This is a genomic window from Streptococcus sp. HMSC061E03, from assembly GCF_001813505.1.
Lineage (GTDB): Bacteria > Bacillota > Bacilli > Lactobacillales > Streptococcaceae > Streptococcus.
Genome location: NZ_KV812783.1, coordinates 17,236 through 37,882, shown reverse-complemented (window position 1 = coordinate 37,882; position 20,647 = coordinate 17,236). Strand labels below are relative to the sequence as shown.

The following is a 20,647-nucleotide window of genomic DNA, read 5'->3' as shown; positions in this document are numbered from 1 at the left end:
TTATTGAAAATAGCGTAACTAAATTTATTAAATCTTCCAGCGAATAACTATCTTGTCAGATGTGACTTGCACCTTGTCAATCAGCTCTCTGACAATAACTTTCTGATTATCGTATGACATATCAAGTACACTACTAGCATCTAATAGCTTTTCTATCTTTTCTCTTTGGCCCGCTTGCTCATCATTCGAGGCTTTTTTTATTTCAGCTTCCAAGGAGCTTCTTTGCTTGATAAAATCTGCAGACTTGGTCCTTAATTCGTCCAGCGTGATCCTATCGTCCAGGTATAGATCGTTCAGCTTGCTTAGTTTGAGTGTTAGGCTGTCTATTTGTTTTTGGATTGCCTGCCTGTCGACTGCCGGGCTGGCATCGTCCGAAAACAGCTCTTTTATTTTGTCTGGGTCGTTTTGTAGCTGAGCGATGCGTGTTAACACATAATGCTCTAATAATTCCATGTCATAGTAGCCAGACTCGCACTTTTTATTGTCGTTGTAGACCGTGACACCTTTTGTCTTTCTAGGGTGTCTTTGGTAGCACTCGTATCTTTTAAATCGTGTGCCGTCCTTTCGCTTTTGACCTAAAATGACTTTTAGGGGCGCGTGACAGTACCCGCATTGTGCCAGCCCGGATAGCATATACTTAGCCTGAAATGGTCGAGGGTTCGATAATTCCTTTGCTGTTTGCTGTCTCTTTGCCAGCTCTCTTTGAGTCTGCTCAAAATCTACTAGAGAGATTATAGGCTTGTGTGTGCCTTGAAATGTCTGCCCCTTGTATTGGTTTAAACCACAATATACAGGATTGGCCAGTATTCCTCTGATTGTGCGATAGCTCCAAGCCGGCTGTTTTGGGTATTCCTCGTTTATCTTATCCCTTAGTTTAGTTATTGACATACCAGCCAAATATGACGAGTATATCTCTTTGACTGCCAGCGCTTCATACTCGTTAACAGTCATTGATCCTGTTTCTTTGTCGTAGTTGTACCCGTAGGAGGTTTTAGCCCACATCATGGACTTTCCAGACTTGGCCCGTCCCAGCTTGCCTAATTGCATACGCTCTTTTATCTGCTCTCTTTCGAGCTGAGCAAATACGGATAACAAACCTATAACGGCTCGCCCGAATGGTGTCGATGTATCGAAGTTTTCCAGCAGGCTTACGAACTCGATGTTATTTTTTAAAAAGATATCCTCTATCAAGTATAGAGTGTCCTTTTGGCTACGGCTCAACCGGTCCAGCTTATATACTAGTACCGTGTCAAATAACTTGCTCTGGGCATCTTTTATCAATTGCTCAAGTGCTGGGCGCTCGGTTGTAGAGCCAGAGAAGCCTCCGTCTGTATATACTTTGTAAACGTGCCAGTCCTTAATACCGCAGTAGCTTTCAAGTTTTGCTTTCTGCTCTTCTATTGAGTAGCCTTCTTCCAATTGCGAAGTGGTAGACACGCGCACATATAATGCTACTTTATTCATTGTCTTTTCCCTCCATTTCTGATAAAATAGAGTATAGAAAGACGCCTTTCAAAATATTCATTTTGAAACCTTTCCTTATCTCGATTCCCTCACGCTCAGACTCGCCAAAGTTTGAGAGCGTGGGGCTTTTTTTATTTGTCGTAAACCATCGCGCCATTTTCTTCATGCGCAAGTTGAACCTCGTCTTTGTCATGCACATAAACGGGCGGTGCTGTAAAACCTTTATCAGTGATTTTATATGTCTTTTCGACATCGTTTTTTATTTTAAGCAGGCCGTCCGCTGTCTGGTGTAGCTGGTCGTTTGTCAATTCAGATGATGCGACTGGTAGCAAGACAGCTACTCTATCACTGCGATAGTATACGTCCATTTGACTAGAGTCAAGCCATTGTTTATAAGAGTTCGCAAACTGATCCAGTAGCGGTCTAACTGTACTAACGTGTCCAGTTGCCTTTCTGTACTGTTCCTCGCCTTGGTTTTCTTCCTTGTTTTTCGCTTTAGCCTTATCTACTAGTTCCCAGGCTTTTTCTTTTCGTGATTTTTCAGAGCTGGACTCGGTTGTCACTTGCTCGGTTGATTCTTCTTGCCCCTGGTCTGTATCTGCTTCTTGCTGACTGCACCCAGTCAATAATAGAGTGAGTGCTGCGATTGTTGCGAGTGTTACCTTTTTCATATTTCCCTCCCGGCTACCCAACTAGCCTATAAAATTCATCAATTACCATTAATTCGTCGGTTACTGATTTTAGTTTGTGTCGTTCCATAAAGTTTAAATAGTTAAAATCTTCCTTGTCTACTCTTTCCAGCTCCTCTCTTAAAAGCGCGTGTATCATGGCCCGGTTGGCTTCATTTTCGCACTTTATCGGGTTGATAATATAATTAGCCTTGGTGTGGTTTAAGTGGCCCAATTCGTGCAATATGACCCTTTTCTGGGCCTCTCTAGTTAGTGATTTATTAACAAAGATAATCCTCATATCTGAGATTATCATTCCCGGTCGTGGCCATAGGTCGTTATCAAAGTAAGCAAGGGTGACTCCCTCACTGTCGCATATTTCTTCTATCGTCATAATCTGCCTTGTAGGTATATTTCTATTATATTCTGTATCGCTTGTATGTCGCTTTCTGTTAGTGGCTTACCGTCGAAAGTCTTTGCGCTCTCTGCCAGCTTGCGCAGATCTGTTTCAGAGTAACCTGTTTCAGTGGTTGATTCCCGTTCCCGTGGCACGTCATATCCCATGAGCCAAGCTTCTGACACATTGAACGTTAAAGCAAGCAAGGCCAGCCGTCTTTGGTCTGGTGCTTGTACACCATTCACATATTGTGAGATTGCACTTTTGCCGAGTTTGACTCCTAATTTTTCTTGAAATGGTTTTGAATTATTAAAGATGTCTACTTGTTTCCAGTTCTTTTCTTCCATTAATTGCCGTATTCTATCGGCTGTTTCGTACTTTCTCATTTTGATCAACTCCTTATTTCTACTATAGTATATCACAAAACTTGAAAAATAAAAATAAAAAAGTTCAAGAATTATGAAAAAACTGTTGACAAAGTTCACAGGTCGTGTTATACTTTAACCATAAACAAAGTTCACGGAACGTGAACAAAGAAAGGAGCTACAATATGAGCAATGACTACTCAAAGTTGCTAGGCGCGATCACAGAAAAGATGGGAACGCAACTGGCCTTTGCCCAGGCTATGGGGGTATCGGAGCGCAGTATCTCGCTTAAATTGAATAATAAGGTATCTTGGAAAGATAGCGAAATTTCAAAAGCGGTTGAAGTGCTTGGTCTTGATCCGAAAGATATCCCAGCATATTTTTTTAAATACAAAGTTCATGAAGCATGAACTTTTGCGAGTGAATAGAAAGGAGAAAGATGGCAGAGAGAAGAATGTTATCTAAAAAGATTTTTCAAAGCCGAAAATTTTTGATGATGCCATTCGAAGCGCAAGCTCTATATACTCACTTGATCTTATCGAGTGACGACGATGGAGTGGTTGAGGCTTTCCCAATCGTCCGAATGATCGGAGCTAAGGAAGACTCGCTGGGTTTGCTGGTTGTAAAAAAATTCATCTTACCACTAAACGACGACATGGTTTACTTTATCACTGACTTTGAAGAACAAAACAAAATCAGAGCAGACCGGGTACAACCCTCACGATACCGCGAACTGTTACTAGAAAAAACAGACTTGGTAGTTGAAGGGAAACGGGTTACAGGTCAAAAGAAATACATTGACGGGCAAGTGACGGGCAAGTGTCAGACAGATGACGGGCAAGTGACGGGCAAGTGTCAGCATAGTATAGGTAAGGATAGGATAGTAGAGGATAGTATAGGTGAGTATAGTCTAGTAGAGTCAAGGTCAGTAGATAATGACGATGACGCTGGTCAAAAATCTTTCTCAAAGATTATTAAAGATAGCAACATCAAAATTAACGAGCGACACACTCAAATGTTAATGGACTATATCGCATTAGATCACTTTACAATTCCTATGATCCAGTACGCGGTAGAAAAGACTGAAGATGCAGGCTCTACCAGTTTTAACTATCTAAAAGCAATTTTAGAAAACTGGAAGAAAGAGGGTTTTACCTCGCTTGAAGAAGTCGAGGAGCATGACCGTAAAAGGCAGGTTAAACAAACAAAAAAAGAGGCCAGTCCCTATCCTATCAAGAACCCAGTATTTAGTCCTTACACGGACTTACTACCTTGGGAAGAGGACGAGGAGGGATAGCCTATGGATTTACCGCTTGTCTATCACATCAACGAACAAGAGACTTGTGAAATACATCAATGCTTCAAATGGTCGTTGAATGATGATGTGAAACTGCAGGACGAACGGAATAGAACCTTTTGCCCAGAGTGTCAACGTGAAAAGATGGCACGTGAGGAAGATCAGAAAATAGGTCAAGCTCACGCATCAACAATCTTGCGCAGGACTTACGACGTGCTTGATAAAAACAGCATCATACCGAGCGGACTGAAAGAAGCTAGTTTTAAAAACTTCACGGTAACGAATCAAATCGACCAGGAAGCCAAAAATTACGCTTTACGCTTGGTATCTCACTACTTGCACGATGGGAAAGGTAACGCTCTGATAATGGGGAAAGCTGGACGCGGTAAGTCACATCTAGCGATGGCAATAGCAAGTAAGTTGAACGCTGACTGGAAAGCAAACAAGCTACCAAAGAGCATACTATTTGTTAACTTGCCAGCCTTGTTTATCAAAATTCAAAACTCTTTCAACCGTAAAGAGGGAATGACCAGTAACGAATGGCTGGAGCTACTAAAGAAAGTTGACTATCTTATCCTGGATGACCTTGGACGGTCTGACAATGCACAGTGGAAGCAAGACTTTCTGTACAGCTTATTAGACGAACGAGAATCAACAATCATCACAACGAACCTTGTAGGATCGGAAATGAAGTCACTTTTTGAAACCGGCCTGGTCAGCCGAATCACAAAAGGCGGACGGGACCTTTACTTCAAGTACCCGGACAACGCAGAAGATCGGAGGAAATTGCCATTTTGATTGACAAAATGATTGAGGGTTTCGAAGCTACTTGCTACGAGCTTTCTGACGAATTAAAAACTAAGCTACTAGCGAGCGATCCAGATAGTGCTAGAGGTAAGATCATGGACCTGTACGCTTGTCGTTTAGCTGGCAGAGCATAAAAAAGGCCCTTGGAGAAGGGAACTCCAAGAGGCCAAGAGATAAAACTTTTCTAAAGGAATTATAACATTATGAGAAATAAAAATCAATGGCGACCGCGCATTATTAACATCATGTCGGACGGTAGCCAGGTAGAAGATTTAACAGGGTACACGATACCAAAAGACAGCGGTTATTATAACGCAATCAGACGAATTAATAAGGAGATTTGAAATGTATAACGAAATTTTAGGGTGTATGACAATTGCAGGGACATTTTTTGCAGCAGGCTTCGCAGGGGCGGTTTGGGATTTCAAACGTGCGCAACGGAAGAAAGCACGTCAAGCTAAGCAGGACGCAATCATGCAACAGTATGAAGAAGATTTGCAAGCGAAATTTAACGAGGGCTACCAAGCATTTCAAGCTGATCTAGCGTATGCACGCAAGCATTCACACTCAGATAACGACTGGAGCATGGCAGATGTTTCATAGCAAAAAAATTAAAGCGTTAAAACAAGAGATACGTTTTCAAAAAATCGACCTAGAAGGCAAAAATAATATACTTCGAGTAACCTTGAACGATAACAGAAGGTTGCGGAAGGAACTGAACCAAAAAAAACAACTTTTGAAAAAGTATCAAGAAGTTTTAATGAAGTATCAAGAGGAGGGTAAGCTATGAACGAACGCTTACAACTAATACTAGCCTGTATCAGAGTAGGACGGGCGAATGTACTGACCACGCGCGACATTGCCAAAATGACGAACTTATCAGTCCGTAAGGTTCGAGGTGGCATCGCAGAACTTCGACTTAATTACTCAGTGCCCATTGTGGCTAGTCGGTCATTGCCTCGCGGATATTATTTTGCGGAGAATGATGATGAATACACAGCTTGGGTCTTGCAGTACAAGAAGCAGATCAAGACAGAACAGAAGCTACTGAACAGTTTGAAATCTACAAGCTGGGATAGTTACAAGAAATTTAAGGAGCGCGAGAATGTTTCCATTTGATTATGACCGTGACTATCTACAACCAGAGATTGAAGAAGAACGCAGAGATCCAGACGATTGGTATTGTGTGAATGGTCGCTGGATTCACTACGAAGAAGATTAAAAAGGAGAAAAGAAAAATGAGTAGAAGCAATTTTGATTTAATGGCACCAAAGGACGCTTTTAACAGCCCAGTGGTTTTGGAAAAACTGAAATCGGTAGTAAACGGCCGTGAAACACAGTTTGTTACCAGTTTGCTATCAATCGTAAACAATAACAGCCACCTTGCCAAAGCCTCAAACACAAGCGTATTGAACGCAGCAATGAAAGCAGCAACGCTTGACTTGCCTATTGATCCTAATCTCGGGTTTGCTTACATTGTACCGTATGGATCAGAAGCACAATTTCAGTTGGGCTACAAGGGTTTGATCCAACTCGCACAGCGTAGCGGTCAAATTGTCAAACTTAATGCTGGGGAAATCTACGCAAGCCAGTTCAAAGGTTACAACCCACTCACCGAAGACCTGGAAGTAGACATGCAGGCCTTGCCAAAAGCAAACGAAGAAGTAGCTGGTTACTTTGCATTCATGCGACTTTCGAACGGATTTGAAAAAACCTTATTCTGGACCAAAGATCGCGTTCTTGCACACGGTAAGAAATACAGCCGTTCTTTTAGTGGTAAATCTAGCCCGTGGCAGACTGACTTTGACGCAATGGCACGCAAGACAGTATTGAAGCAGTTGCTTTCAACCTATGCTCCTTTGTCAATCGAAATGCAACAGGCCATTATTGATGATAATGTAGACAGCAACGTCCAAAATGGAGCGAAAGACGTGACCCCGCCAGAAGCCACAGAATCACTTGAGAGCTTTTTAGAAGGAGCACCAGCAGATAATGCTACCGAACCAGAAAAGGAGCGTACAGAGCAAACAGGAGCGTCTGAGAATGGCTCTGAGATTGAAGATGGTGTTTATGAAGAGCTTGGACTATTTGAGGGTGGGACAATCACACCTAAGGAGCAATAATGAAAAAGTTAACTCAAGAAAATTATTATAAAGATAAAGAGTACCTGTCTTACTCACGAATGAAGCAGTTCTTAAAATGTCCAGCACGCGCTCTTGCTGTCGAAGATGGTGAATGGACCGAGTCGCGAGATGAAACGCCTTTGCTTTTAGGAAACTACGTACACAGCTACTTTGAAAGCCAAGAAGCACACGAAGCATTTCTAAAAGAGAATGGCGACAAGCTGATTTCAAAGGCTGGTAAAACCAAGGGGCAACTAAAGAAAGAGTTTTTAATTGGCGACTCTATGATTGCATCACTGAAAGATGATCCCTCTTTTAATCGGCTGTATCACGGCAGCTCAACCGAAAACGTTGAAAAAGAAATGATCGTATATGGAGAAATTAAGGGAGTGCCATTCAAAGGTAAGCTGGACAGCGTGAACTTGACGCAGGGATATTTTGCAGACCTAAAGACAATGAAGTCTATCTATGATATGGAATGGAACGCAGAACTGCGACGCAAAGTACCAACGGCAGTAAATAACATTTTAGGCTTTGGCTATCACTCACAGCTTGCGATCTATCGGGATCTGCTAAAACAAATGACGGGTGACGAATTTCGGCCTATCATTGTAGCAGTCAGCAAGGAAGAAGTGCCAGACAAGGAAGTGATTCGGATTGATGAAGAATGGCTTGAGGAAGGCTTGGAAGAAGTGAAAGAAACCATTAAGGAAGTCTGGGATGTTATTCAGCACAAGGTAGAACCTAAGGCTTGCGGTCATTGTGATTATTGCCATAGTCAGAAGAAATTAAATAGCATCGTGACTTTAAATAATTTGATTGGAGATTAGTTTTAATGATTAACAATGTATGTCTTGTCGGTCGTATGGCTGGCGATGCAGAATTACGCTACACGCCAAATAATCAAGCAGTAGCCACTTTCAGACTTGCAGTAAACCGCAACTTTAAAAGCCAGAATGGAGAGCGTGAAGCAGATTTTATTAATTGTGTGATTTGGCGACAACAAGCGGAAAACTTGGCTAACTGGGCTAAGAAAGGGGCTTTGATTGGGATCACGGGACGGATCCAAACACGAAGCTATGAAAACCAGCAAGGTCAACGTGTTTATGTCACTGAAGTTGTAGCAGAAACCTTCCAGCTTTTGGAAAGTCGGAAAGACCGTGAAGCTGGGCACTCACAAGGTTACAGCCAGCCAGATTTTGGACGTCAGGCAGAGCCTATGAATGCAAACCCTATGGACATCTCAGATGATGATTTGCCATTTTAAAAATGTAAAACAAGGAGAAATAACATGAAACAACAAAAAGAATTCTACGCAATCGCAAATGATAACAACAACCGATTTTTGGTTGATTATAAAAACAATGACAGAGCATTAACATTCACTGCTAAAACAACCGATGACATTCGCTTTGCTTCGATTTTTGAAAAAGGAAATGAGAAAACTGACAAATCTATTGAAAATCTAGCTAAGGCAGTAGGTGGTCGCCTGGTTAAAATCAAAGCTGAGTATGAAATTACCGAGGAAGATGGCTCAGATTTAAAAGAGCTGGAAGTAAACGATGAAGAAGATGAAATAAAAGCTTTTTTGAGTCATTTATTAAAACGTGGCTTGGAGTAACGAATGAAAGAATTGACGTTATCACTTGACGCTTCCACTAGTGCGACAGGCTGGGCTGTTTATGACGGCCCAGACCTGTTAGAAAGTGGGGTCGTTAACCCTAAAGGTACATTTTTAGAACGGGCTTTACAAATGGCGAATAAGCTGAAAGCCATTCAGTCGCGGTTGATTTTAAAGTATAACAAACCCTTTAAAGAGATTGTGATCGAGCAGAACAATGTCGGAGGTGGCAACCAGCAGACGATGGTTAAAATCGGAATTGCAACGGGCATTATCATTTCCAGGCTCATTGCGGACCGTGTCTACTTCGTCAATGTTAGAACTTGGAGAAAGCACTTTGCGATTAAAGGCAAAGGCCGGCAGGTTTTGAAACAGCAAGCAATCGACATCGTGGCAGATAAATTTAATAAAGATGTTAAGGACGATGAAGCGGACGCAATCTTGATCGGGCTATATTTTGAAGAAATGTACCGTTTTAGAGACGGTTTAGAAAATCATCGTTTAGGTATTTGACATGGAAAAGGAAAATCTACTACGGTCCAAGCGTATCTATGAGAAACGGCTGAGCGAGGAACTGCAACTTAAAACAATCAGCAATACGCGAGGACATCACTATAGCGCGAATTATCGCGAATGGCTACACAAAGAAATTAAGGCCATAGACAAGAAATTAAAGGAAATCGAGGGGGATATGATAGATGGATATTGATAAAATCGAGGAACTAACCGAGCTAACTAGACAATGGTTTATTGACCGGGATATCACGCAGGGAAATGTATTTAAACAGACGCTCAAGCTATTTGAAGAATTGGGCGAGCTATGTGCAGGATATGCCAAGCAAAAAGAACAACTCACAAAGGACAGCATCGGTGATTGTGCCGTGGTTGTCGTAGGGCTTGCAATGATGATCAAACTAGATCCGGTTGAGATTTTGATTAAGGCATCGAGATCAAAAAGGAACAGTATTGAAGACTGTTTTGAGTTACTGATTGAGAATGCAAGTGAATTTCAATTTACTCGCAAGAATGAAGTAAACACAACGGGTGAATTTAATTTATGCCGAATTATCAGCCACTTGAAATCAATCGCGCATAAGTTAGGCTACGACTTCGCAGATTGCTTCGAGCTAGCTTATAACGAGATCAAGGACCGAAAGGGTCGCTGGGTCGAGGGTAGCTTTGTAAAAGAGGAGGATTTGGAAGATGGAACCATGGTATAAATTTATTTTATATGGAACTTATGACGGGTTTAGCCGAAGCACCCTTGGCGATGACAATTTATATTTGGTTTTAGAGAATGGTGAGAAAGTAGAAGTTCCTAGATGCTTCGTAAAAAATGCAAGTGATTTCATTGAAAAAGATAAACTAAAATTAAAAGACGTTATCGCACGAATTAAGAAGCTAGATCTTGGCACTCAGAAAGTTTGGCTTAACGAAATTTTGAATGAATTGGGTAGCGACTATGGGACTTTGAAATATAAAGCAGGTTACGAGCAAGGGAGGTTTGAGGGCGAATATGTCGGTCAGCAATTAAAAGACGCTGATAAGGTTCGGCAAGAGTTGAATAAGCCAGTAGTAAAGCAGTTTGTAGCGGATTGGTATGAGGAACACAAGGAAGAACTTGAATTTAACATTTGGGATTGGATTAAATATATACAAGAAGAAGAAAAGATTAAAAATAGACAATTTACCGAGTGGTTGGCTGAATGTGAGAATGATCCTGTTGAAACCTTAATTAAGATGAAGCTGTTTGGTTACGAGGTCGAGAAAGAGAAGCGGTATCTGGTGAAGATGAAGGGTGTGGATTCAAGAACTAACTATTTATACTATGGGGTTGGGTCAAAGACATGGTTATTTAAGGCAAAACTTATTGATGGGAATTTTAGAAAAAGTCATACCCGCAAAGAACTAGAACAAGACAACTTCGGATGGGTGTTTGATTGTCCGGGTGTTGAGATCGAGGTGTTAGAGTGATGGAATGGAATAAGCTAACAACAAGAAATATTGCTGAAGATGAAAAGGAATATTTTAATGGTGGCATTGAATTTATTTGGGAAGGCAAAACTCCAGAAATTGATGAAGAAGTCCTTGTCTATAATCCAAGCACACAAAGTATATACACTGATATATGGATTGATTATGGGGAGGGAATTGGTTTTGAGGACACTGATGAAGACACGGTATTTTGGATGAGTTATCCGGAACCACCAAAGGAGATGGAAGAAGAATGATAATATCGACCGAAAAATGGATAAAATTCAGAGAAGACGGACAAAAATTTGCCTTGGAGAAACTTGAAGAAATCTTTCCGAACAATGACGATGAGGTAGAAGAATGAGTAGATTTGAAATATATTTATCTAAAAACGACCTTGAACATATCGCTAACGGTTATGATATAAAAATAAAAATCGACGGTAAAAGATTTTTGACAACAAATGAAATCATTTTGAAACCTGCACTGATTAATGACATTATGGCTCCGATATTGAATTATAAAAATAAAATAATCGATACTGAACAGCAAAATATTGTTAATAGTTTCATAGGAGGTGCAAGATGATTCCAAAGTTTAGAGCGTGGTCTACGGATAAAAAGATTATGGCAGAAGTCAGAACACTACGATTTACCGATGAATTAGTAGAGACAGACAAGTTTGTTGAGCGAAGCATCGAGGGAGTCAAACTCATGCAATCAACAGGTTTGCTTGATAAGAATGGCAAGGAGATTTTTGAAGGAGATATACTGAAAGTCGCTAATAATGATTCGAGTTGGTTTGAAGTTGTTAAATACGATCACGATAAGGCTATGTTTATTTCCAAGGAAGTAAATTTGAAGTATGAAGTGCCTGAAACCCCTCTGTACGACTTATTCAGTCCATACCTATTCAAAGTCGAAGTCATTGGGAATATTTGGGAGGACGGTGATTTAATTGACGGTAAAAAGGCAAATGAAAATTAATTTTGGAGGTAACAAAATGAGTACAAATTTATTAGATGAAACAGTAGAATTTTTAGAAAAATATGGTAAAACACTGGTTGATGTTTTGTATATCCAAGGTGATGATTTTGAGATCACAAGAAAAAACTTTGAAACAGTGGCAAGGAATACAAATTATGATTCTGGTTATGGTGCTCAACATGTACCAAAAGACCTTGTGCTAGTTGGTGAAGACTGGTGGATTGAGCGTTATGAGTATGATGGTGCTGAATGGTGGGATTTTAAGAGTATTCCAGCAAGAAAGCAGTACATGAAGAATATCACAAACCTACATAAAGGTATGTGGGATACCCTTAAAGAAATGAATGAGGAGTAAACATGACACGACCAAACAGATACCCATACACAAAAAGTCAGTGGGAAGAAGAAACAACTCTAGTATGTTTCGGTGATGACACTAGCTTCAAATTAAGAGTAGAACGTAATAGAATTACAAAGGAGTCAAGACAATGTCATTGAATAAAACAAGAAAACGATTAATTAGGAAGTATCGTGGATATTACAATGGCCGTCTTTTAGGCTTGAAAATAAAAACGGCTGATGATAAAAAATGGACAATACTTTCTCCAACTGTCGAAGATTTTGATCCAGATAGTATGGTTATGGAAGCAGGGGTTATTGATGCTAGTGTACTATCGGGCAATGGTATCACTTTAGAGAATAAGGAAATAACGATCAGTTTTGGTTTTTCCAAAAAAGGAAATAGAAAATTGAGAGAAGCTTTGAGGGGGTATTAATGGACCTACAAAACTTTATATACCTACTATTCACACTGGTCTGGCTATCTGGTCTGATCTGGGCTGGTGGGATAGCTTTTAAAAGCAGAAAGGAGAAATAATGAAATTTTTAATGCTAGGTTTAGAAAAACCTGAAAAGTTTTTTACTAAATTCATTGTAAATACCTCAAAAATTGTTGCTGTAACAGAGTATGCTTTATTCGGTGAACGGTGTTTAAAATTGGTACTTGACGATGGTGGAGATCGGTGCTGTACACATATTCTCACTGGCAACGGAGACTATGCAAGAATTGGCAGTATAGGTCAATTTTACAAAGATCTGATCTCGGAGGACGAGCGATGACGAATAATGCAAAGCTAGTATGCGCGAATATCGCGTTTGTATTCTTCATCCTATTCGTGGTATGTATCAACCTAAACGCACGGGTTCGAGTGCTTGAAACGAGCAATAGCGATCTACAGCGAACAATCCAAACACAAAAGGACGAGCTTGAGAAAATCGAAGAAAAAAACACAATGCAAGACGTGATAATTAATAAATTGAACAACGATTATAACTCACGTATGGCTCAAGAATTACAAGAAATTGCCGATATGAACGGCGTGGGGGGATAACATGATTAGAGCGATAAGGTTTGAAAATGAAAGTAGGTTAGGAGATCCCAGATCCCCGGCTGAAAAGTTGGAGATTTTTATTAATAAAACTTCGTGTGAAGTGCTGAATGTTGTCGTTACTTCGACGACAATATTTGAAAATTCCTCTTACGAGAAAAGAAGCTGGGCTGATGAAATACTTTTGATTTATCGACGGAGGGAAAAAGATGGACTTGAAGAAAGAGTTCTTCCAGGAAGCAGACAAGGCGATAGCTGAATTTGACTCTATCTATGATTTTTTTTAAAGTCGCGAAAAGTCACAATGCTTACCAGGACGGAGCGCGATACGAGAAATACAAGAAACAAAACAGAATGCCATCATCTGCAATTATCGCGAAGTTTGTAGGTTTTGTAGAAACCGATCTGCTTTATGAATGTATGAAAGAGTCACTTGATAAAGTAGGCCCAGGACGGTCTAGCGAGGACCTGGTGGAACGATTCTACAGAGATAATCATAATTATAAACGGAATGAAGAACGCAAGCGAGAGCGTCGTTTAAAGCGTAAATTGGAAGCGTTAGATTTAATCTTAAAAATGGAAGGGTGGGATTGAATGCTTTTTGGTGAAGTGCTAAAAAATAAGACAAAGGAGAATGCAGACAATACGCTCAAGAACTACCGCGTACTGTTAAGAATTGCTGGGGAGGAATACAGCCCTAAAGTCACAGCTACTTACTCACTAGAGCCAAAGAGCGCACCAAGCTCTCCCAGCCGTCAAACTGAGCAGATGGTGATTAGACGGGTAAGCGCCCAGCAAGAACTGGAGCTTATGGCATCGGCTATTAACCGGCTGTCTGATCTCAATCTATCACAGATTTTGATTGAGCGATATTGCAGAGTGAGATTTAGACAAGACAAGGCTATTTATCCAAGCTTAGGATATTCGGAAAGTGAATACTATAGATTGCTGGATCGGGCATTATTAGAGTTTGCAGAAGCCTATAAAGCTGGGGAGTTGCTAGAGTATAGATTTCTGGGAGATAATTGAAAGAAAGTAGGGAGTAAAAGCGCTGTATTGAGTGGTATTATAGTATTATCCAATGAAGTAGGAAGGACCTGCGCCATTTGGTTGTCTCCTTATAGTAGGTTGCTGGGTAACTCAACGGTTAGAGTAACGGACTTTTCACCCGTATAGTACAGGTTCGATTCCTGTCCCGGCTATAAAAAGCACCGCAAAAAACAAAAAAGAAAGTGACCGATGATGTAAGTTTGGTGCTACTTACTAGGCCCCTTGAATTATTTTGTCAACGAGGACAAAGTAGAACCATATAACCCGAGAAGCGCGCATCGTTAAGGTGCGCTCTTTTTGGTGCTTGGAGTTAAAAATGAAAATAGAAAAAATCAATATTTCAGAAATAACTGAATATGAGAACAACGCGAAGCTACACCCTCGCGAACAGATTGAACAAATTAAGAAATCAATCCAGGAGTTTGGAAATAACGACCCGATAGCAATTGACGAGAACAACGTTATTATTGAGGGCCACGGACGCTATAAGGCCTTGCAAGAGTTAGGGTATGATGAAATCGAGGTCATTCGTCTATCTCACATGGACGATGAGCAGAAACGCGCTTACATCCTCGCTCACAATAAATTGACCATGAACTCTGGGTTTGACATTGAGCTTTTGAACTCAGAGCTTGAAAGCATCGTAAATATCGACATGGAAGATTTCGGTTTTGACTACTACGAGCCAGAGTCCGAAGTTGAAGAGGATGATTTCGAAGTAGAAGAAACTAAAGAGCCAATCGCGAAGCTGGGCGATATCTATCAGCTTGGACGGCACCGTCTCATGTGTGGTGACTCCACTGATCCAGACCAGCTTGCTAAATTGGTAGACGGACAACAGATTGACTTGATTGTGACAGACCCGCCGTACAACGTAGCCTATGAAGGTGGAACCGAGGAAGCTCTAACGATTATGAACGACAGCATGGATAATGAATCGTTCAGAAAGTTTTTGAGAGACGCGTTCTTTGCTGCAGACACGGTTCTGCGCGAAGGTGGGGCATTCTACATCTGGCACGCAGATTTAGAGGGTTACAATTTTAGAGGTGCTTGCTCTGATATTGGTTGGACGGTACGACAATGTTTAATCTGGAATAAGAACATCCTTGTTTTGGGTCGTCAAGATTATCAGTGGAAGCATGAACCTTGCTTGTATGGCTGGAAAGAGGGGGCAGCACACTACTTTGTGAATGACCGGTCCCTAACAACTATCATTGAAGACGTGGAAGATTTGAACAAGATGACGAAGGCAGAGCTTGTCGAGTACATTGAACGTATGCAGGCCAACTCTCCTACCACTATCATCAATGAGAATAAACCAACAAGAAATGGCTTGCACCCTACCATGAAGCCACTGAAATTGATTGAACGGCTGGTACGGAATTCGAGCAAGAAAGGCTGGAATGTACTAGATAGCTTTAATGGCTCTGGATCGACTATGATTGTTTGTGAGGATTTAGGACGGACCTATTTTGGCATGGAGCTAGACCCACGATATGTGGACGCTACAATTCAACGCTGGGAAGAACACACAGGACAGACGGCAGTTAAATTGAATTAAGAATAATATTTGAAAAGGAAGTGAGGCGATGGCTGGTGCAGATAATTTAATACCAAATGAACAGCGAACGCCCGAAGAACGCCGAGCGAATGCAAGAAAAGCGGGTATTGCCTCGGGCAAGGCTCGACGAAGAAAAGCGAACATGAAAAAGACGCTAGACGCGCTACTTGTTTCTAAAGTTTCAAACCCTCAGCTTTCAAAAATATTGAAGGACATGGGTTTTGAAGACGACTACGAGTCAGCGCTTCTTTTGGTGGCTATGCAGAAAGCCCTGAAGGGTAGTTCGCGTCACATGGAATTGATTTCCAAAATAGCAAACAGCGAGGGTGCCAAGGATACGCTTGATAAGAAAGAACAGAAAGCACGTATCAAGTCGCTTGAGCTTGAGAACAAACGTAAGGCCCAAGCGTTAGACGAGGCGGGAGGTGGTGCTGATGAGTCAATCCTCATCATCGACGATATCCCGAACGACTAAGCCAATTATAAAACTAAGTGAAGAGATCAATCCTAAGTTTTACAAAGTATGGCGGTCAGCAAAGCCTTACAACATTTTAAAAGGTGGGCGGAACTCGTTTAAATCGTCAGTCATTGCTTTGTTGCTTGTCTTTATGATGATTAAAGCGATAACCCAGGGGCAATGCGTAGAGATTATCATTGTTCGTAAAGTTGGTAACACAATCTTTGATAGTGTCTACAAGAAGATAATCTGGGCGCTTGATAAGTTTGGCATGGCTAATCAGTTTAAACGAACTAAAAGCCCTTATAAGATCGTACATAGGCGGACGGGATCAACGTTCCACTTCTACGGCCAGGATGATTTCCAGAAACTGAAATCAAATGAGGTCGGAAAGGTTATCGCTGTATGGTACGAGGAAGCAGCCGAGTTTGCTGACTCCGAAGAGTTTGACCAGTCAAACAGTACATTCATGCGTCAAAAGCACCCGGACTATCCATTCGTGCAATTCTTCTGGTCGTACAATCCACCGCGTAACCCTTATAACTGGATCAATGAGTGGGTTGACTCACTGCGAACGGCTGAGAAGTATTTGATACATGAATCTAGCTATCTGGACGATGAGCTGGGCTTTGTTACAGAACAAATGCTGGACGAGATTGAGCGTATCAAGACCAACGACTACGACTATTACAGGTATTTGTACCTGGGAGAACCCGTTGGTCTTGGTACAAACGTGTATAACATGGATTTGTTTAAACGCGTAGATAAGATCCCAGACGGTGAACGTGTCATAGGTCAGTTGTTCGCAGCGGATACCGGACACCAGCAATCAGCAACTACTTGCTTGCATGCTGTGGTTACTAACAGATCCAATCTCTATCTTGTGGACAACTACTACTACAGCCCCGCTGGTAAGGTTAAGAAGAAAGCTCCGAGCGTATTATCTAAGGAGCTACATGACTTTGTTATCAAGCAGACGCAGAAATATCCGAATGTATCAGTAATCGAAATGACAATAGATAGTGCAGAGGGAGCTTTGAGAAACCAATATTTAGAAGACTTTGGCATTCGCTGGCACCCGGTAGCGAAGAAGAAGAAAATAATAATGACCGAATATGTCCAATCGCTCCTTGCGAATGGTCGTTTTTATTATTTTCCAACGGAAAACAACCTCAAGTATTTCATTGAGGAACACAAACGATATCAATGGGACGAGAAAACGGTCAAGGACGACGACCCGAAAGTTATTAAAGAGGACGATCACACTTGCGACGCGTTCCAATATATGGTCGTAGATAATGCACAACTACTAAGATTAAAAGCCTAGAGAAAGGTTTGAAATGAGTATCTTACAATCAATAAGAAATATATTTAAGAGGGGTAAATATGTAATGACAAGCCAATCACTAGGCAACATAACAGAGCATCCTAAAATCGCAATTAACAAGGATGAATACGATCGTATTCAGAAGAATTTGAAATACTATCAGAGTAAGTGGGACCCTATCCGCTACCGCAATTCAAATCGAGTTGATAAACAACGGACTAGAAATCACTTGCCTATTGCTCGCACAGCTTGTAAGAAGATTGCCAGCCTGGTATTCAATGAACAGGCAGAGATAAGCGTTGCGAATAGAACGACAAACGAGTTCATTCAATCAGTCTTGCTAAATGACCGCTTTAACAAGAACTTTGAGCGATACCTTGAGAGCTGTTTGGCTTTGGGTGGTCTTGCTATGCGTCCATACGTTGACGACGACAAGATCAAGATTTCATTCATTCAAGCCCCTGTCTTTTATCCATTGCAGTCTAACACGCAGGACGTATCTTCTGCAGCGATTATCAATAAGAGTCAAAAGACAGTAGGGAAAGAAACAATCTACTATACTTTGGTCGAGTTGCACGAATGGACCAAGGATAAGAAATACACAATCACTAATGAATTGTACCGCTCAAGCGAAAAGGAGCGTGTTGGTGATCGTGTACCGCTATCCGAGATCTATGAGGATTTAGAGGAAGAAGTAACGCTTGACGGGCTTACACGCCCGTTATTCACATATTTAAAACCTCCTGGAATGAATAACAAAGATATTAACAGCCCACTTGGTCTGTCTATCTTTGATAATGCTAAGAGTACTATTGACTTTATCAATACCACTTATGACGAGTTTAAGTGGGAAGTGCGCATGGGTCAACGGCGCGTGTTAGTACCAGACCAAACTGTCCGGATCGGGTTTGACCATCACGGAGATACCGATCTAGTCACGCGCGAATTTGATCCAGAGCAAAACGTATACGAACAGATTGACGGTGGGAAAGATACACCAATCAATATCACAGACCTAACTACTCCTATCCGGTCAGACGATTATATCAAGGCAATCAACGAGGGCCTTGCGCTGTTTGAGATGCAGGTCGGAGTATCGCCTGGTATGTTTACGTTTGACGGTAAGAGCATGAAGACTGCGACCGAGGTTGTGTCCGAAAACTCTGACACGTACCAGTTAAGAAACAGCATCGTGAGCCTTGTAGACCAGTCTATCAAAGAGCTTGTGATCTCTATTTGTGAGATTGGGAAACTATACGGCTTGTATAGCGGTCCTATTCCAGAGATGAACGATATCACAGTAAACCTTGACGATGGTGTCTTTGTTGATAAAAATAACGAGCTGGACTACTATGCTAAAGCCTTGCTAAGTGGCCTTGTCAGCAAGCAGTATGCTATTTCCAAGGCGCTGGGCTTGTCAGACAAGGAAGCTGAACAAATGCTTGCGGATATCAAGAAAGAGACCGCTGAGAGCATGGAGCTAGAACGTAGCACAGGCGAAGTTGATATTTATGGAGAGTGAGTAGATGGCGCGTAACAAGTACCCAGTATTATTCAACGAGGAACAGTTAGAGTTGCGCGCTTCACAAGTCGGTGATATCTATCATCAGATGGCGCGTGACCTATTCGATGAGGTGATTGATAGACTGTTAGAACGTGGGGCTGAGTCTTTGGCTGATAACCCGTATGTCTGGCAGTTAGAGCGTATGAGCCAGATGCACTTATTAAACGAGCAGAACCTGGACACAATCGCCCGCTACTCTAAAATAGGCCGTGAACAGCTCCGTAAGGTCATTGAAGATGAGGGCTTTAAAATCTATCAGACGACCAAAGAACAGCTCATAGACGACCTCGGAGGCGGTGATTTTGGCAATTCTAAACACGCGCAGGAGCTACTAGCCGGGTATTTTGAACAGTCACACGGTGACATCAGCAACTTGATTAATACCACGCTTCCAGGCATCGTTACAGATGTATACCGTCAAATGGTGCAGGAAGTGGTAGCCCGTCAAGTGGTCGGTCTAGTCACACATGACAAGGCTGTATCTCAAACCGTCATGAAATGGCAAGAGATAGGTTTTAAGGGTTTTATTGACCGCGGTGGTCATTATTGGAAAGTGGATAACTACGCTAGAACGGTTATTAAAACTACGGTCATGCGTAGCTACCGAGAGATGCGCACCATGCCAGCGGACGAGCTTGGTATTGATACCTTTTATTATTCTAAAAAGGCAACGGCCCGCGAGGCTTGCGCTCCCTTACAGCATCATATTGTAACCTATGGCGAAGCAAGGGAAGAACACGGCATCAGTATTCTATCGCTTGCAGATCATGGCTACGGCACTCCTGGCGGTTGTCTTGGTATCAACTGCGGACACATGCTTACTCCTTTTGTCCCTGGCATAAATGAGTTGCCAGAACTAGGACCGGACGTTAAGAACGTAACGCAAGAAGAAGCTATAAAAAATGCTAATGCCCAATCTAAACAAAGGGCATACGAGCGAGCCATTCGCAAGTCTAAGGAGAAGTTGCACGTTGCCGAGAAGCTGGGCGACCAAGAGCTTATCAGTAAGTTTAAAACTAAAATCAGAGACCAGCAAGCAACCCTGCGAGATTATATTGCGGATAAGCCTTTCTTGCATCGTGACTATGCGAGAGAAAGGTATTTCAAATCAAAGGAGGAAATCGAGAATGAATGACGAATTCAGGCGCTCATTAGAAAGAGTCGTATTTAAAAACAAAAAAACTCTTTTAGATTATCATCGCGACATTGATCGTGCAGCGTTTGATGGATTTAAATTTGGTTTTAAAATGGCAAATGAAAGGATGTTAAAAGATGGAAGATTGGAAGGAACGTTTCAAAATTGAATACTACGAATTGCATGAACGCTTCGGTAAATTGGTATACATGATTAGTAAATACGAAGAAGGGACACTTGAGTTTAAACCAAACTGTCCTATCGACTTACTAAAAGCGCAGAAGACTGCAATGTATAACTATTTGTGCGTTTTGAACGAACGTGCAAAGCTTGAAGGTATCAAATTATAAAAAAAGAACCGCAGATCATGCGGTTTTTATTTTGCGCCCTTTCTGGATGGATAGGTGATTTCCTCCTTTTTTCTTACCTATTCGCGGGATCGTTACCCGCTGGGCGCTTTCGT

At 41.6% G+C, this 20,647-nt stretch carries 35 protein-coding genes and 1 tRNA gene; 32 read left to right on the top strand and 4 right to left on the bottom strand.

Going from position 1 to position 20,647, the window contains the following annotated elements; genetic code table 11:
- Window positions 1-27 precede the first annotated feature (27 nt).
- The 4 genes from HMPREF2917_RS00325 to HMPREF2917_RS00310 all read right to left on the bottom strand — a co-directional run bounded on the left by HMPREF2917_RS00325 (window position 28) and on the right by HMPREF2917_RS00310 (window position 2,915).
- Complete coding sequence (locus tag HMPREF2917_RS00325; protein ID WP_070588637.1) at window positions 28-1,464, bottom strand: recombinase family protein; 1,437 nt, start codon at window positions 1,462-1,464, stop codon at window positions 28-30.
- Window positions 1,465-1,595: 131 nt separating this feature from the next.
- The gene (locus HMPREF2917_RS00320; protein WP_070588635.1) at window positions 1,596-2,135 is read right to left on the bottom strand and encodes a hypothetical protein; all 540 of its coding nucleotides are present in this window, start codon (window positions 2,133-2,135) and stop codon (window positions 1,596-1,598) included.
- A 13-nt stretch (window positions 2,136-2,148) separates the two neighbouring features.
- Window positions 2,149-2,526: an ImmA/IrrE family metallo-endopeptidase gene (locus tag HMPREF2917_RS00315; protein ID WP_070586685.1), complete on the bottom strand. Its 378-nt coding sequence runs from the start codon at window positions 2,524-2,526 to the stop codon at window positions 2,149-2,151.
- Entirely contained in the window at window positions 2,523-2,915 is a 393-nt protein-coding gene (locus HMPREF2917_RS00310; RefSeq protein ID WP_070588633.1) for a helix-turn-helix domain-containing protein, read from the bottom strand. The genes HMPREF2917_RS00315 and HMPREF2917_RS00310 overlap by 4 nt, the downstream gene beginning before the upstream one ends.
- 164 nt (window positions 2,916-3,079) lie before the next feature.
- Here HMPREF2917_RS00310 and HMPREF2917_RS00305 point away from each other — a divergent pair, with 164 nt between their 5' ends.
- From HMPREF2917_RS00305 to HMPREF2917_RS00155, 32 genes are all read left to right on the top strand, one after another.
- Window positions 3,080-3,304, top strand: a complete 225-nt coding sequence (locus HMPREF2917_RS00305; RefSeq protein WP_070588632.1) for a DUF739 family protein — start codon at window positions 3,080-3,082, stop codon at window positions 3,302-3,304.
- A gap of 29 nt (window positions 3,305-3,333) precedes the next feature.
- The gene (locus HMPREF2917_RS00300) at window positions 3,334-4,191 is read left to right on the top strand and encodes a DnaD domain-containing protein (RefSeq protein WP_070588631.1); all 858 of its coding nucleotides are present in this window, start codon (window positions 3,334-3,336) and stop codon (window positions 4,189-4,191) included.
- Between the two features lie 3 nt (window positions 4,192-4,194).
- Window positions 4,195-4,989 carry an ATP-binding protein gene (locus HMPREF2917_RS00295; RefSeq protein ID WP_070588629.1) on the top strand — a complete coding sequence of 265 codons (795 nt, stop codon included), beginning with the start codon at window positions 4,195-4,197 and terminating at the stop codon, window positions 4,987-4,989.
- 212 nt (window positions 4,990-5,201) lie between these two features.
- Window positions 5,202-5,342, top strand: coding sequence for a BOW99_gp33 family protein (locus tag HMPREF2917_RS11860; RefSeq protein ID WP_371106495.1), 141 nt, complete (start codon window positions 5,202-5,204; stop codon window positions 5,340-5,342).
- A gap of 25 nt (window positions 5,343-5,367) precedes the next feature.
- The gene (locus HMPREF2917_RS00290; RefSeq protein ID WP_141751522.1) at window positions 5,368-5,601 is read left to right on the top strand and encodes a hypothetical protein; all 234 of its coding nucleotides are present in this window, start codon (window positions 5,368-5,370) and stop codon (window positions 5,599-5,601) included.
- A complete protein-coding gene (locus HMPREF2917_RS00285; protein ID WP_070588626.1) occupies window positions 5,591-5,788 on the top strand; it encodes a hypothetical protein in 198 nt (65 codons plus the stop codon). The genes HMPREF2917_RS00290 and HMPREF2917_RS00285 overlap by 11 nt, the downstream gene beginning before the upstream one ends.
- Window positions 5,785-6,117 carry an HTH domain-containing protein gene (locus HMPREF2917_RS00280; RefSeq protein ID WP_070586653.1) on the top strand — a complete coding sequence of 111 codons (333 nt, stop codon included), beginning with the start codon at window positions 5,785-5,787 and terminating at the stop codon, window positions 6,115-6,117. The genes HMPREF2917_RS00285 and HMPREF2917_RS00280 overlap by 4 nt, the downstream gene beginning before the upstream one ends.
- Before the next feature lie 119 nt (window positions 6,118-6,236).
- Window positions 6,237-7,121, top strand: a complete 885-nt coding sequence (locus HMPREF2917_RS00275; protein WP_083307647.1) for a recombinase RecT — start codon at window positions 6,237-6,239, stop codon at window positions 7,119-7,121.
- Entirely contained in the window at window positions 7,121-7,951 is an 831-nt protein-coding gene (locus HMPREF2917_RS00270) for a PD-(D/E)XK nuclease-like domain-containing protein (protein ID WP_070588624.1), read from the top strand. Before HMPREF2917_RS00275 ends, HMPREF2917_RS00270 begins: the two co-directional genes overlap by 1 nt.
- 5 nt (window positions 7,952-7,956) lie before the next feature.
- Entirely contained in the window at window positions 7,957-8,388 is a 432-nt protein-coding gene (gene ssb / locus HMPREF2917_RS00265; RefSeq protein WP_070588622.1) for a single-stranded DNA-binding protein, read from the top strand.
- Window positions 8,389-8,412: 24 nt separating this feature from the next.
- A complete protein-coding gene (locus HMPREF2917_RS00260; protein WP_070586663.1) occupies window positions 8,413-8,742 on the top strand; it encodes a hypothetical protein in 330 nt (109 codons plus the stop codon).
- 3 nt (window positions 8,743-8,745) lie between these two features.
- On the top strand, window positions 8,746-9,255 hold the full coding sequence (locus HMPREF2917_RS00255) for a RuvC family protein (protein WP_049473918.1): 510 nt from the start codon (window positions 8,746-8,748) through the stop codon (window positions 9,253-9,255).
- 185 nt (window positions 9,256-9,440) lie between these two features.
- Window positions 9,441-9,962, top strand: a complete 522-nt coding sequence (locus HMPREF2917_RS00245; protein WP_070588620.1) for a MazG-like family protein — start codon at window positions 9,441-9,443, stop codon at window positions 9,960-9,962.
- Window positions 9,946-10,716 carry a DUF1642 domain-containing protein gene (locus HMPREF2917_RS00240; RefSeq protein ID WP_083307646.1) on the top strand — a complete coding sequence of 257 codons (771 nt, stop codon included), beginning with the start codon at window positions 9,946-9,948 and terminating at the stop codon, window positions 10,714-10,716. Before HMPREF2917_RS00245 ends, HMPREF2917_RS00240 begins: the two co-directional genes overlap by 17 nt.
- Window positions 10,716-10,973 (top strand): hypothetical protein, encoded by a 258-nt coding sequence (locus HMPREF2917_RS00235; protein ID WP_070588618.1) that lies wholly within the window; start codon window positions 10,716-10,718, stop codon window positions 10,971-10,973. Before HMPREF2917_RS00240 ends, HMPREF2917_RS00235 begins: the two co-directional genes overlap by 1 nt.
- Before the next feature lie 103 nt (window positions 10,974-11,076).
- Window positions 11,077-11,304 (top strand): hypothetical protein, encoded by a 228-nt coding sequence (locus tag HMPREF2917_RS00230; protein WP_070588617.1) that lies wholly within the window; start codon window positions 11,077-11,079, stop codon window positions 11,302-11,304.
- Window positions 11,301-11,702 carry a YopX family protein gene (locus tag HMPREF2917_RS00225; protein ID WP_070588615.1) on the top strand — a complete coding sequence of 134 codons (402 nt, stop codon included), beginning with the start codon at window positions 11,301-11,303 and terminating at the stop codon, window positions 11,700-11,702. The genes HMPREF2917_RS00230 and HMPREF2917_RS00225 overlap by 4 nt, the downstream gene beginning before the upstream one ends.
- A gap of 16 nt (window positions 11,703-11,718) precedes the next feature.
- Window positions 11,719-12,057 carry a hypothetical protein gene (locus HMPREF2917_RS00220; RefSeq protein WP_070588638.1) on the top strand — a complete coding sequence of 113 codons (339 nt, stop codon included), beginning with the start codon at window positions 11,719-11,721 and terminating at the stop codon, window positions 12,055-12,057.
- Window positions 12,058-12,190: 133 nt separating this feature from the next.
- Window positions 12,191-12,478 (top strand): hypothetical protein, encoded by a 288-nt coding sequence (locus HMPREF2917_RS00215; RefSeq protein ID WP_049473912.1) that lies wholly within the window; start codon window positions 12,191-12,193, stop codon window positions 12,476-12,478.
- 100 nt (window positions 12,479-12,578) lie between these two features.
- Complete coding sequence (locus HMPREF2917_RS00210) at window positions 12,579-12,821, top strand: hypothetical protein (RefSeq protein ID WP_070588614.1); 243 nt, start codon at window positions 12,579-12,581, stop codon at window positions 12,819-12,821.
- Complete coding sequence (locus tag HMPREF2917_RS00205; protein WP_049473910.1) at window positions 12,818-13,093, top strand: hypothetical protein; 276 nt, start codon at window positions 12,818-12,820, stop codon at window positions 13,091-13,093. The genes HMPREF2917_RS00210 and HMPREF2917_RS00205 overlap by 4 nt, the downstream gene beginning before the upstream one ends.
- A 1-nt stretch (window position 13,094) precedes the next feature.
- Complete coding sequence (locus HMPREF2917_RS00200) at window positions 13,095-13,349, top strand: hypothetical protein (RefSeq protein WP_070588612.1); 255 nt, start codon at window positions 13,095-13,097, stop codon at window positions 13,347-13,349.
- A gap of 95 nt (window positions 13,350-13,444) precedes the next feature.
- A complete protein-coding gene (locus HMPREF2917_RS00195) occupies window positions 13,445-13,684 on the top strand; it encodes a hypothetical protein (RefSeq protein ID WP_141751521.1) in 240 nt (79 codons plus the stop codon).
- Window positions 13,685-14,119, top strand: coding sequence for an ArpU family phage packaging/lysis transcriptional regulator (locus tag HMPREF2917_RS00190; protein ID WP_049473908.1), 435 nt, complete (start codon window positions 13,685-13,687; stop codon window positions 14,117-14,119).
- A gap of 101 nt (window positions 14,120-14,220) precedes the next feature.
- Window positions 14,221-14,292: transfer RNA gene (locus tag HMPREF2917_RS00185), tRNA-Lys, on the top strand.
- Between the two features lie 164 nt (window positions 14,293-14,456).
- Window positions 14,457-15,701, top strand: a complete 1,245-nt coding sequence (locus HMPREF2917_RS00180; RefSeq protein ID WP_070588609.1) for a site-specific DNA-methyltransferase — start codon at window positions 14,457-14,459, stop codon at window positions 15,699-15,701.
- A gap of 28 nt (window positions 15,702-15,729) precedes the next feature.
- Window positions 15,730-16,176 (top strand): hypothetical protein, encoded by a 447-nt coding sequence (locus tag HMPREF2917_RS00175; protein WP_070588608.1) that lies wholly within the window; start codon window positions 15,730-15,732, stop codon window positions 16,174-16,176.
- Window positions 16,136-17,485, top strand: a complete 1,350-nt coding sequence (locus HMPREF2917_RS00170; protein ID WP_070588606.1) for a PBSX family phage terminase large subunit — start codon at window positions 16,136-16,138, stop codon at window positions 17,483-17,485. The genes HMPREF2917_RS00175 and HMPREF2917_RS00170 overlap by 41 nt, the downstream gene beginning before the upstream one ends.
- Window positions 17,486-17,498: 13 nt before the next feature.
- The gene (locus HMPREF2917_RS00165) at window positions 17,499-19,007 is read left to right on the top strand and encodes a phage portal protein (RefSeq protein WP_305366780.1); all 1,509 of its coding nucleotides are present in this window, start codon (window positions 17,499-17,501) and stop codon (window positions 19,005-19,007) included.
- Between the two features lie 4 nt (window positions 19,008-19,011).
- Complete coding sequence (locus HMPREF2917_RS00160; protein WP_070588603.1) at window positions 19,012-20,184, top strand: phage minor capsid protein; 1,173 nt, start codon at window positions 19,012-19,014, stop codon at window positions 20,182-20,184.
- A complete protein-coding gene (locus HMPREF2917_RS11460) occupies window positions 20,177-20,353 on the top strand; it encodes a hypothetical protein (RefSeq protein WP_176745938.1) in 177 nt (58 codons plus the stop codon). Before HMPREF2917_RS00160 ends, HMPREF2917_RS11460 begins: the two co-directional genes overlap by 8 nt.
- Window positions 20,322-20,534: a crAss001_48 related protein gene (locus HMPREF2917_RS00155; RefSeq protein ID WP_070448878.1), complete on the top strand. Its 213-nt coding sequence runs from the start codon at window positions 20,322-20,324 to the stop codon at window positions 20,532-20,534. The genes HMPREF2917_RS11460 and HMPREF2917_RS00155 overlap by 32 nt, the downstream gene beginning before the upstream one ends.
- The last annotated feature ends 113 nt before the right edge of the window (window positions 20,535-20,647 follow it).

Coding starts and splice junctions, on each gene's coding strand:
- HMPREF2917_RS00290 (WP_141751522.1), top strand. CDS start 5,368: ATGACAATTGCAGGGACATTTTTTGCAGCAGGCTTCGCAGGGGCGGTT.
- HMPREF2917_RS00295 (WP_070588629.1), top strand. CDS start 4,195: ATGGATTTACCGCTTGTCTATCACATCAACGAACAAGAGACTTGTGAA.
- HMPREF2917_RS00205 (WP_049473910.1), top strand. CDS start 12,818: ATGACGAATAATGCAAAGCTAGTATGCGCGAATATCGCGTTTGTATTC.
- HMPREF2917_RS00275 (WP_083307647.1), top strand. CDS start 6,237: ATGAGTAGAAGCAATTTTGATTTAATGGCACCAAAGGACGCTTTTAAC.
- HMPREF2917_RS00280 (WP_070586653.1), top strand. CDS start 5,785: ATGAACGAACGCTTACAACTAATACTAGCCTGTATCAGAGTAGGACGG.
- HMPREF2917_RS11860 (WP_371106495.1), top strand. CDS start 5,202: ATGAGAAATAAAAATCAATGGCGACCGCGCATTATTAACATCATGTCG.
- HMPREF2917_RS00310 (WP_070588633.1), bottom strand. CDS start 2,915: ATGAGAAAGTACGAAACAGCCGATAGAATACGGCAATTAATGGAAGAA.
- HMPREF2917_RS00260 (WP_070586663.1), top strand. CDS start 8,413: ATGAAACAACAAAAAGAATTCTACGCAATCGCAAATGATAACAACAAC.
- HMPREF2917_RS00170 (WP_070588606.1), top strand. CDS start 16,136: ATGAGTCAATCCTCATCATCGACGATATCCCGAACGACTAAGCCAATT.
- HMPREF2917_RS00315 (WP_070586685.1), bottom strand. CDS start 2,526: ATGACGATAGAAGAAATATGCGACAGTGAGGGAGTCACCCTTGCTTAC.
- HMPREF2917_RS00255 (WP_049473918.1), top strand. CDS start 8,746: ATGAAAGAATTGACGTTATCACTTGACGCTTCCACTAGTGCGACAGGC.
- HMPREF2917_RS00320 (WP_070588635.1), bottom strand. CDS start 2,135: ATGAAAAAGGTAACACTCGCAACAATCGCAGCACTCACTCTATTATTG.
- HMPREF2917_RS00200 (WP_070588612.1), top strand. CDS start 13,095: ATGATTAGAGCGATAAGGTTTGAAAATGAAAGTAGGTTAGGAGATCCC.
- HMPREF2917_RS00160 (WP_070588603.1), top strand. CDS start 19,012: ATGGCGCGTAACAAGTACCCAGTATTATTCAACGAGGAACAGTTAGAG.
- HMPREF2917_RS00240 (WP_083307646.1), top strand. CDS start 9,946: ATGGAACCATGGTATAAATTTATTTTATATGGAACTTATGACGGGTTT.
- HMPREF2917_RS00155 (WP_070448878.1), top strand. CDS start 20,322: ATGGAAGATTGGAAGGAACGTTTCAAAATTGAATACTACGAATTGCAT.
- HMPREF2917_RS00305 (WP_070588632.1), top strand. CDS start 3,080: ATGAGCAATGACTACTCAAAGTTGCTAGGCGCGATCACAGAAAAGATG.
- HMPREF2917_RS00220 (WP_070588638.1), top strand. CDS start 11,719: ATGAGTACAAATTTATTAGATGAAACAGTAGAATTTTTAGAAAAATAT.
- HMPREF2917_RS00215 (WP_049473912.1), top strand. CDS start 12,191: ATGTCATTGAATAAAACAAGAAAACGATTAATTAGGAAGTATCGTGGA.
- HMPREF2917_RS00230 (WP_070588617.1), top strand. CDS start 11,077: ATGAGTAGATTTGAAATATATTTATCTAAAAACGACCTTGAACATATC.
- HMPREF2917_RS00180 (WP_070588609.1), top strand. CDS start 14,457: ATGAAAATAGAAAAAATCAATATTTCAGAAATAACTGAATATGAGAAC.
- HMPREF2917_RS00190 (WP_049473908.1), top strand. CDS start 13,685: ATGCTTTTTGGTGAAGTGCTAAAAAATAAGACAAAGGAGAATGCAGAC.
- HMPREF2917_RS00245 (WP_070588620.1), top strand. CDS start 9,441: ATGGATATTGATAAAATCGAGGAACTAACCGAGCTAACTAGACAATGG.
- HMPREF2917_RS11460 (WP_176745938.1), top strand. CDS start 20,177: ATGAATGACGAATTCAGGCGCTCATTAGAAAGAGTCGTATTTAAAAAC.
- HMPREF2917_RS00225 (WP_070588615.1), top strand. CDS start 11,301: ATGATTCCAAAGTTTAGAGCGTGGTCTACGGATAAAAAGATTATGGCA.
- HMPREF2917_RS00235 (WP_070588618.1), top strand. CDS start 10,716: ATGGAATGGAATAAGCTAACAACAAGAAATATTGCTGAAGATGAAAAG.
- HMPREF2917_RS00325 (WP_070588637.1), bottom strand. CDS start 1,464: ATGAATAAAGTAGCATTATATGTGCGCGTGTCTACCACTTCGCAATTG.
- HMPREF2917_RS00210 (WP_070588614.1), top strand. CDS start 12,579: ATGAAATTTTTAATGCTAGGTTTAGAAAAACCTGAAAAGTTTTTTACT.
- HMPREF2917_RS00195 (WP_141751521.1), top strand. CDS start 13,445: ATGCCATCATCTGCAATTATCGCGAAGTTTGTAGGTTTTGTAGAAACC.
- ssb (WP_070588622.1), top strand. CDS start 7,957: ATGATTAACAATGTATGTCTTGTCGGTCGTATGGCTGGCGATGCAGAA.
- HMPREF2917_RS00165 (WP_305366780.1), top strand. CDS start 17,499: ATGAGTATCTTACAATCAATAAGAAATATATTTAAGAGGGGTAAATAT.
- HMPREF2917_RS00300 (WP_070588631.1), top strand. CDS start 3,334: ATGGCAGAGAGAAGAATGTTATCTAAAAAGATTTTTCAAAGCCGAAAA.
- HMPREF2917_RS00285 (WP_070588626.1), top strand. CDS start 5,591: ATGTTTCATAGCAAAAAAATTAAAGCGTTAAAACAAGAGATACGTTTT.
- HMPREF2917_RS00270 (WP_070588624.1), top strand. CDS start 7,121: ATGAAAAAGTTAACTCAAGAAAATTATTATAAAGATAAAGAGTACCTG.
- HMPREF2917_RS00175 (WP_070588608.1), top strand. CDS start 15,730: ATGGCTGGTGCAGATAATTTAATACCAAATGAACAGCGAACGCCCGAA.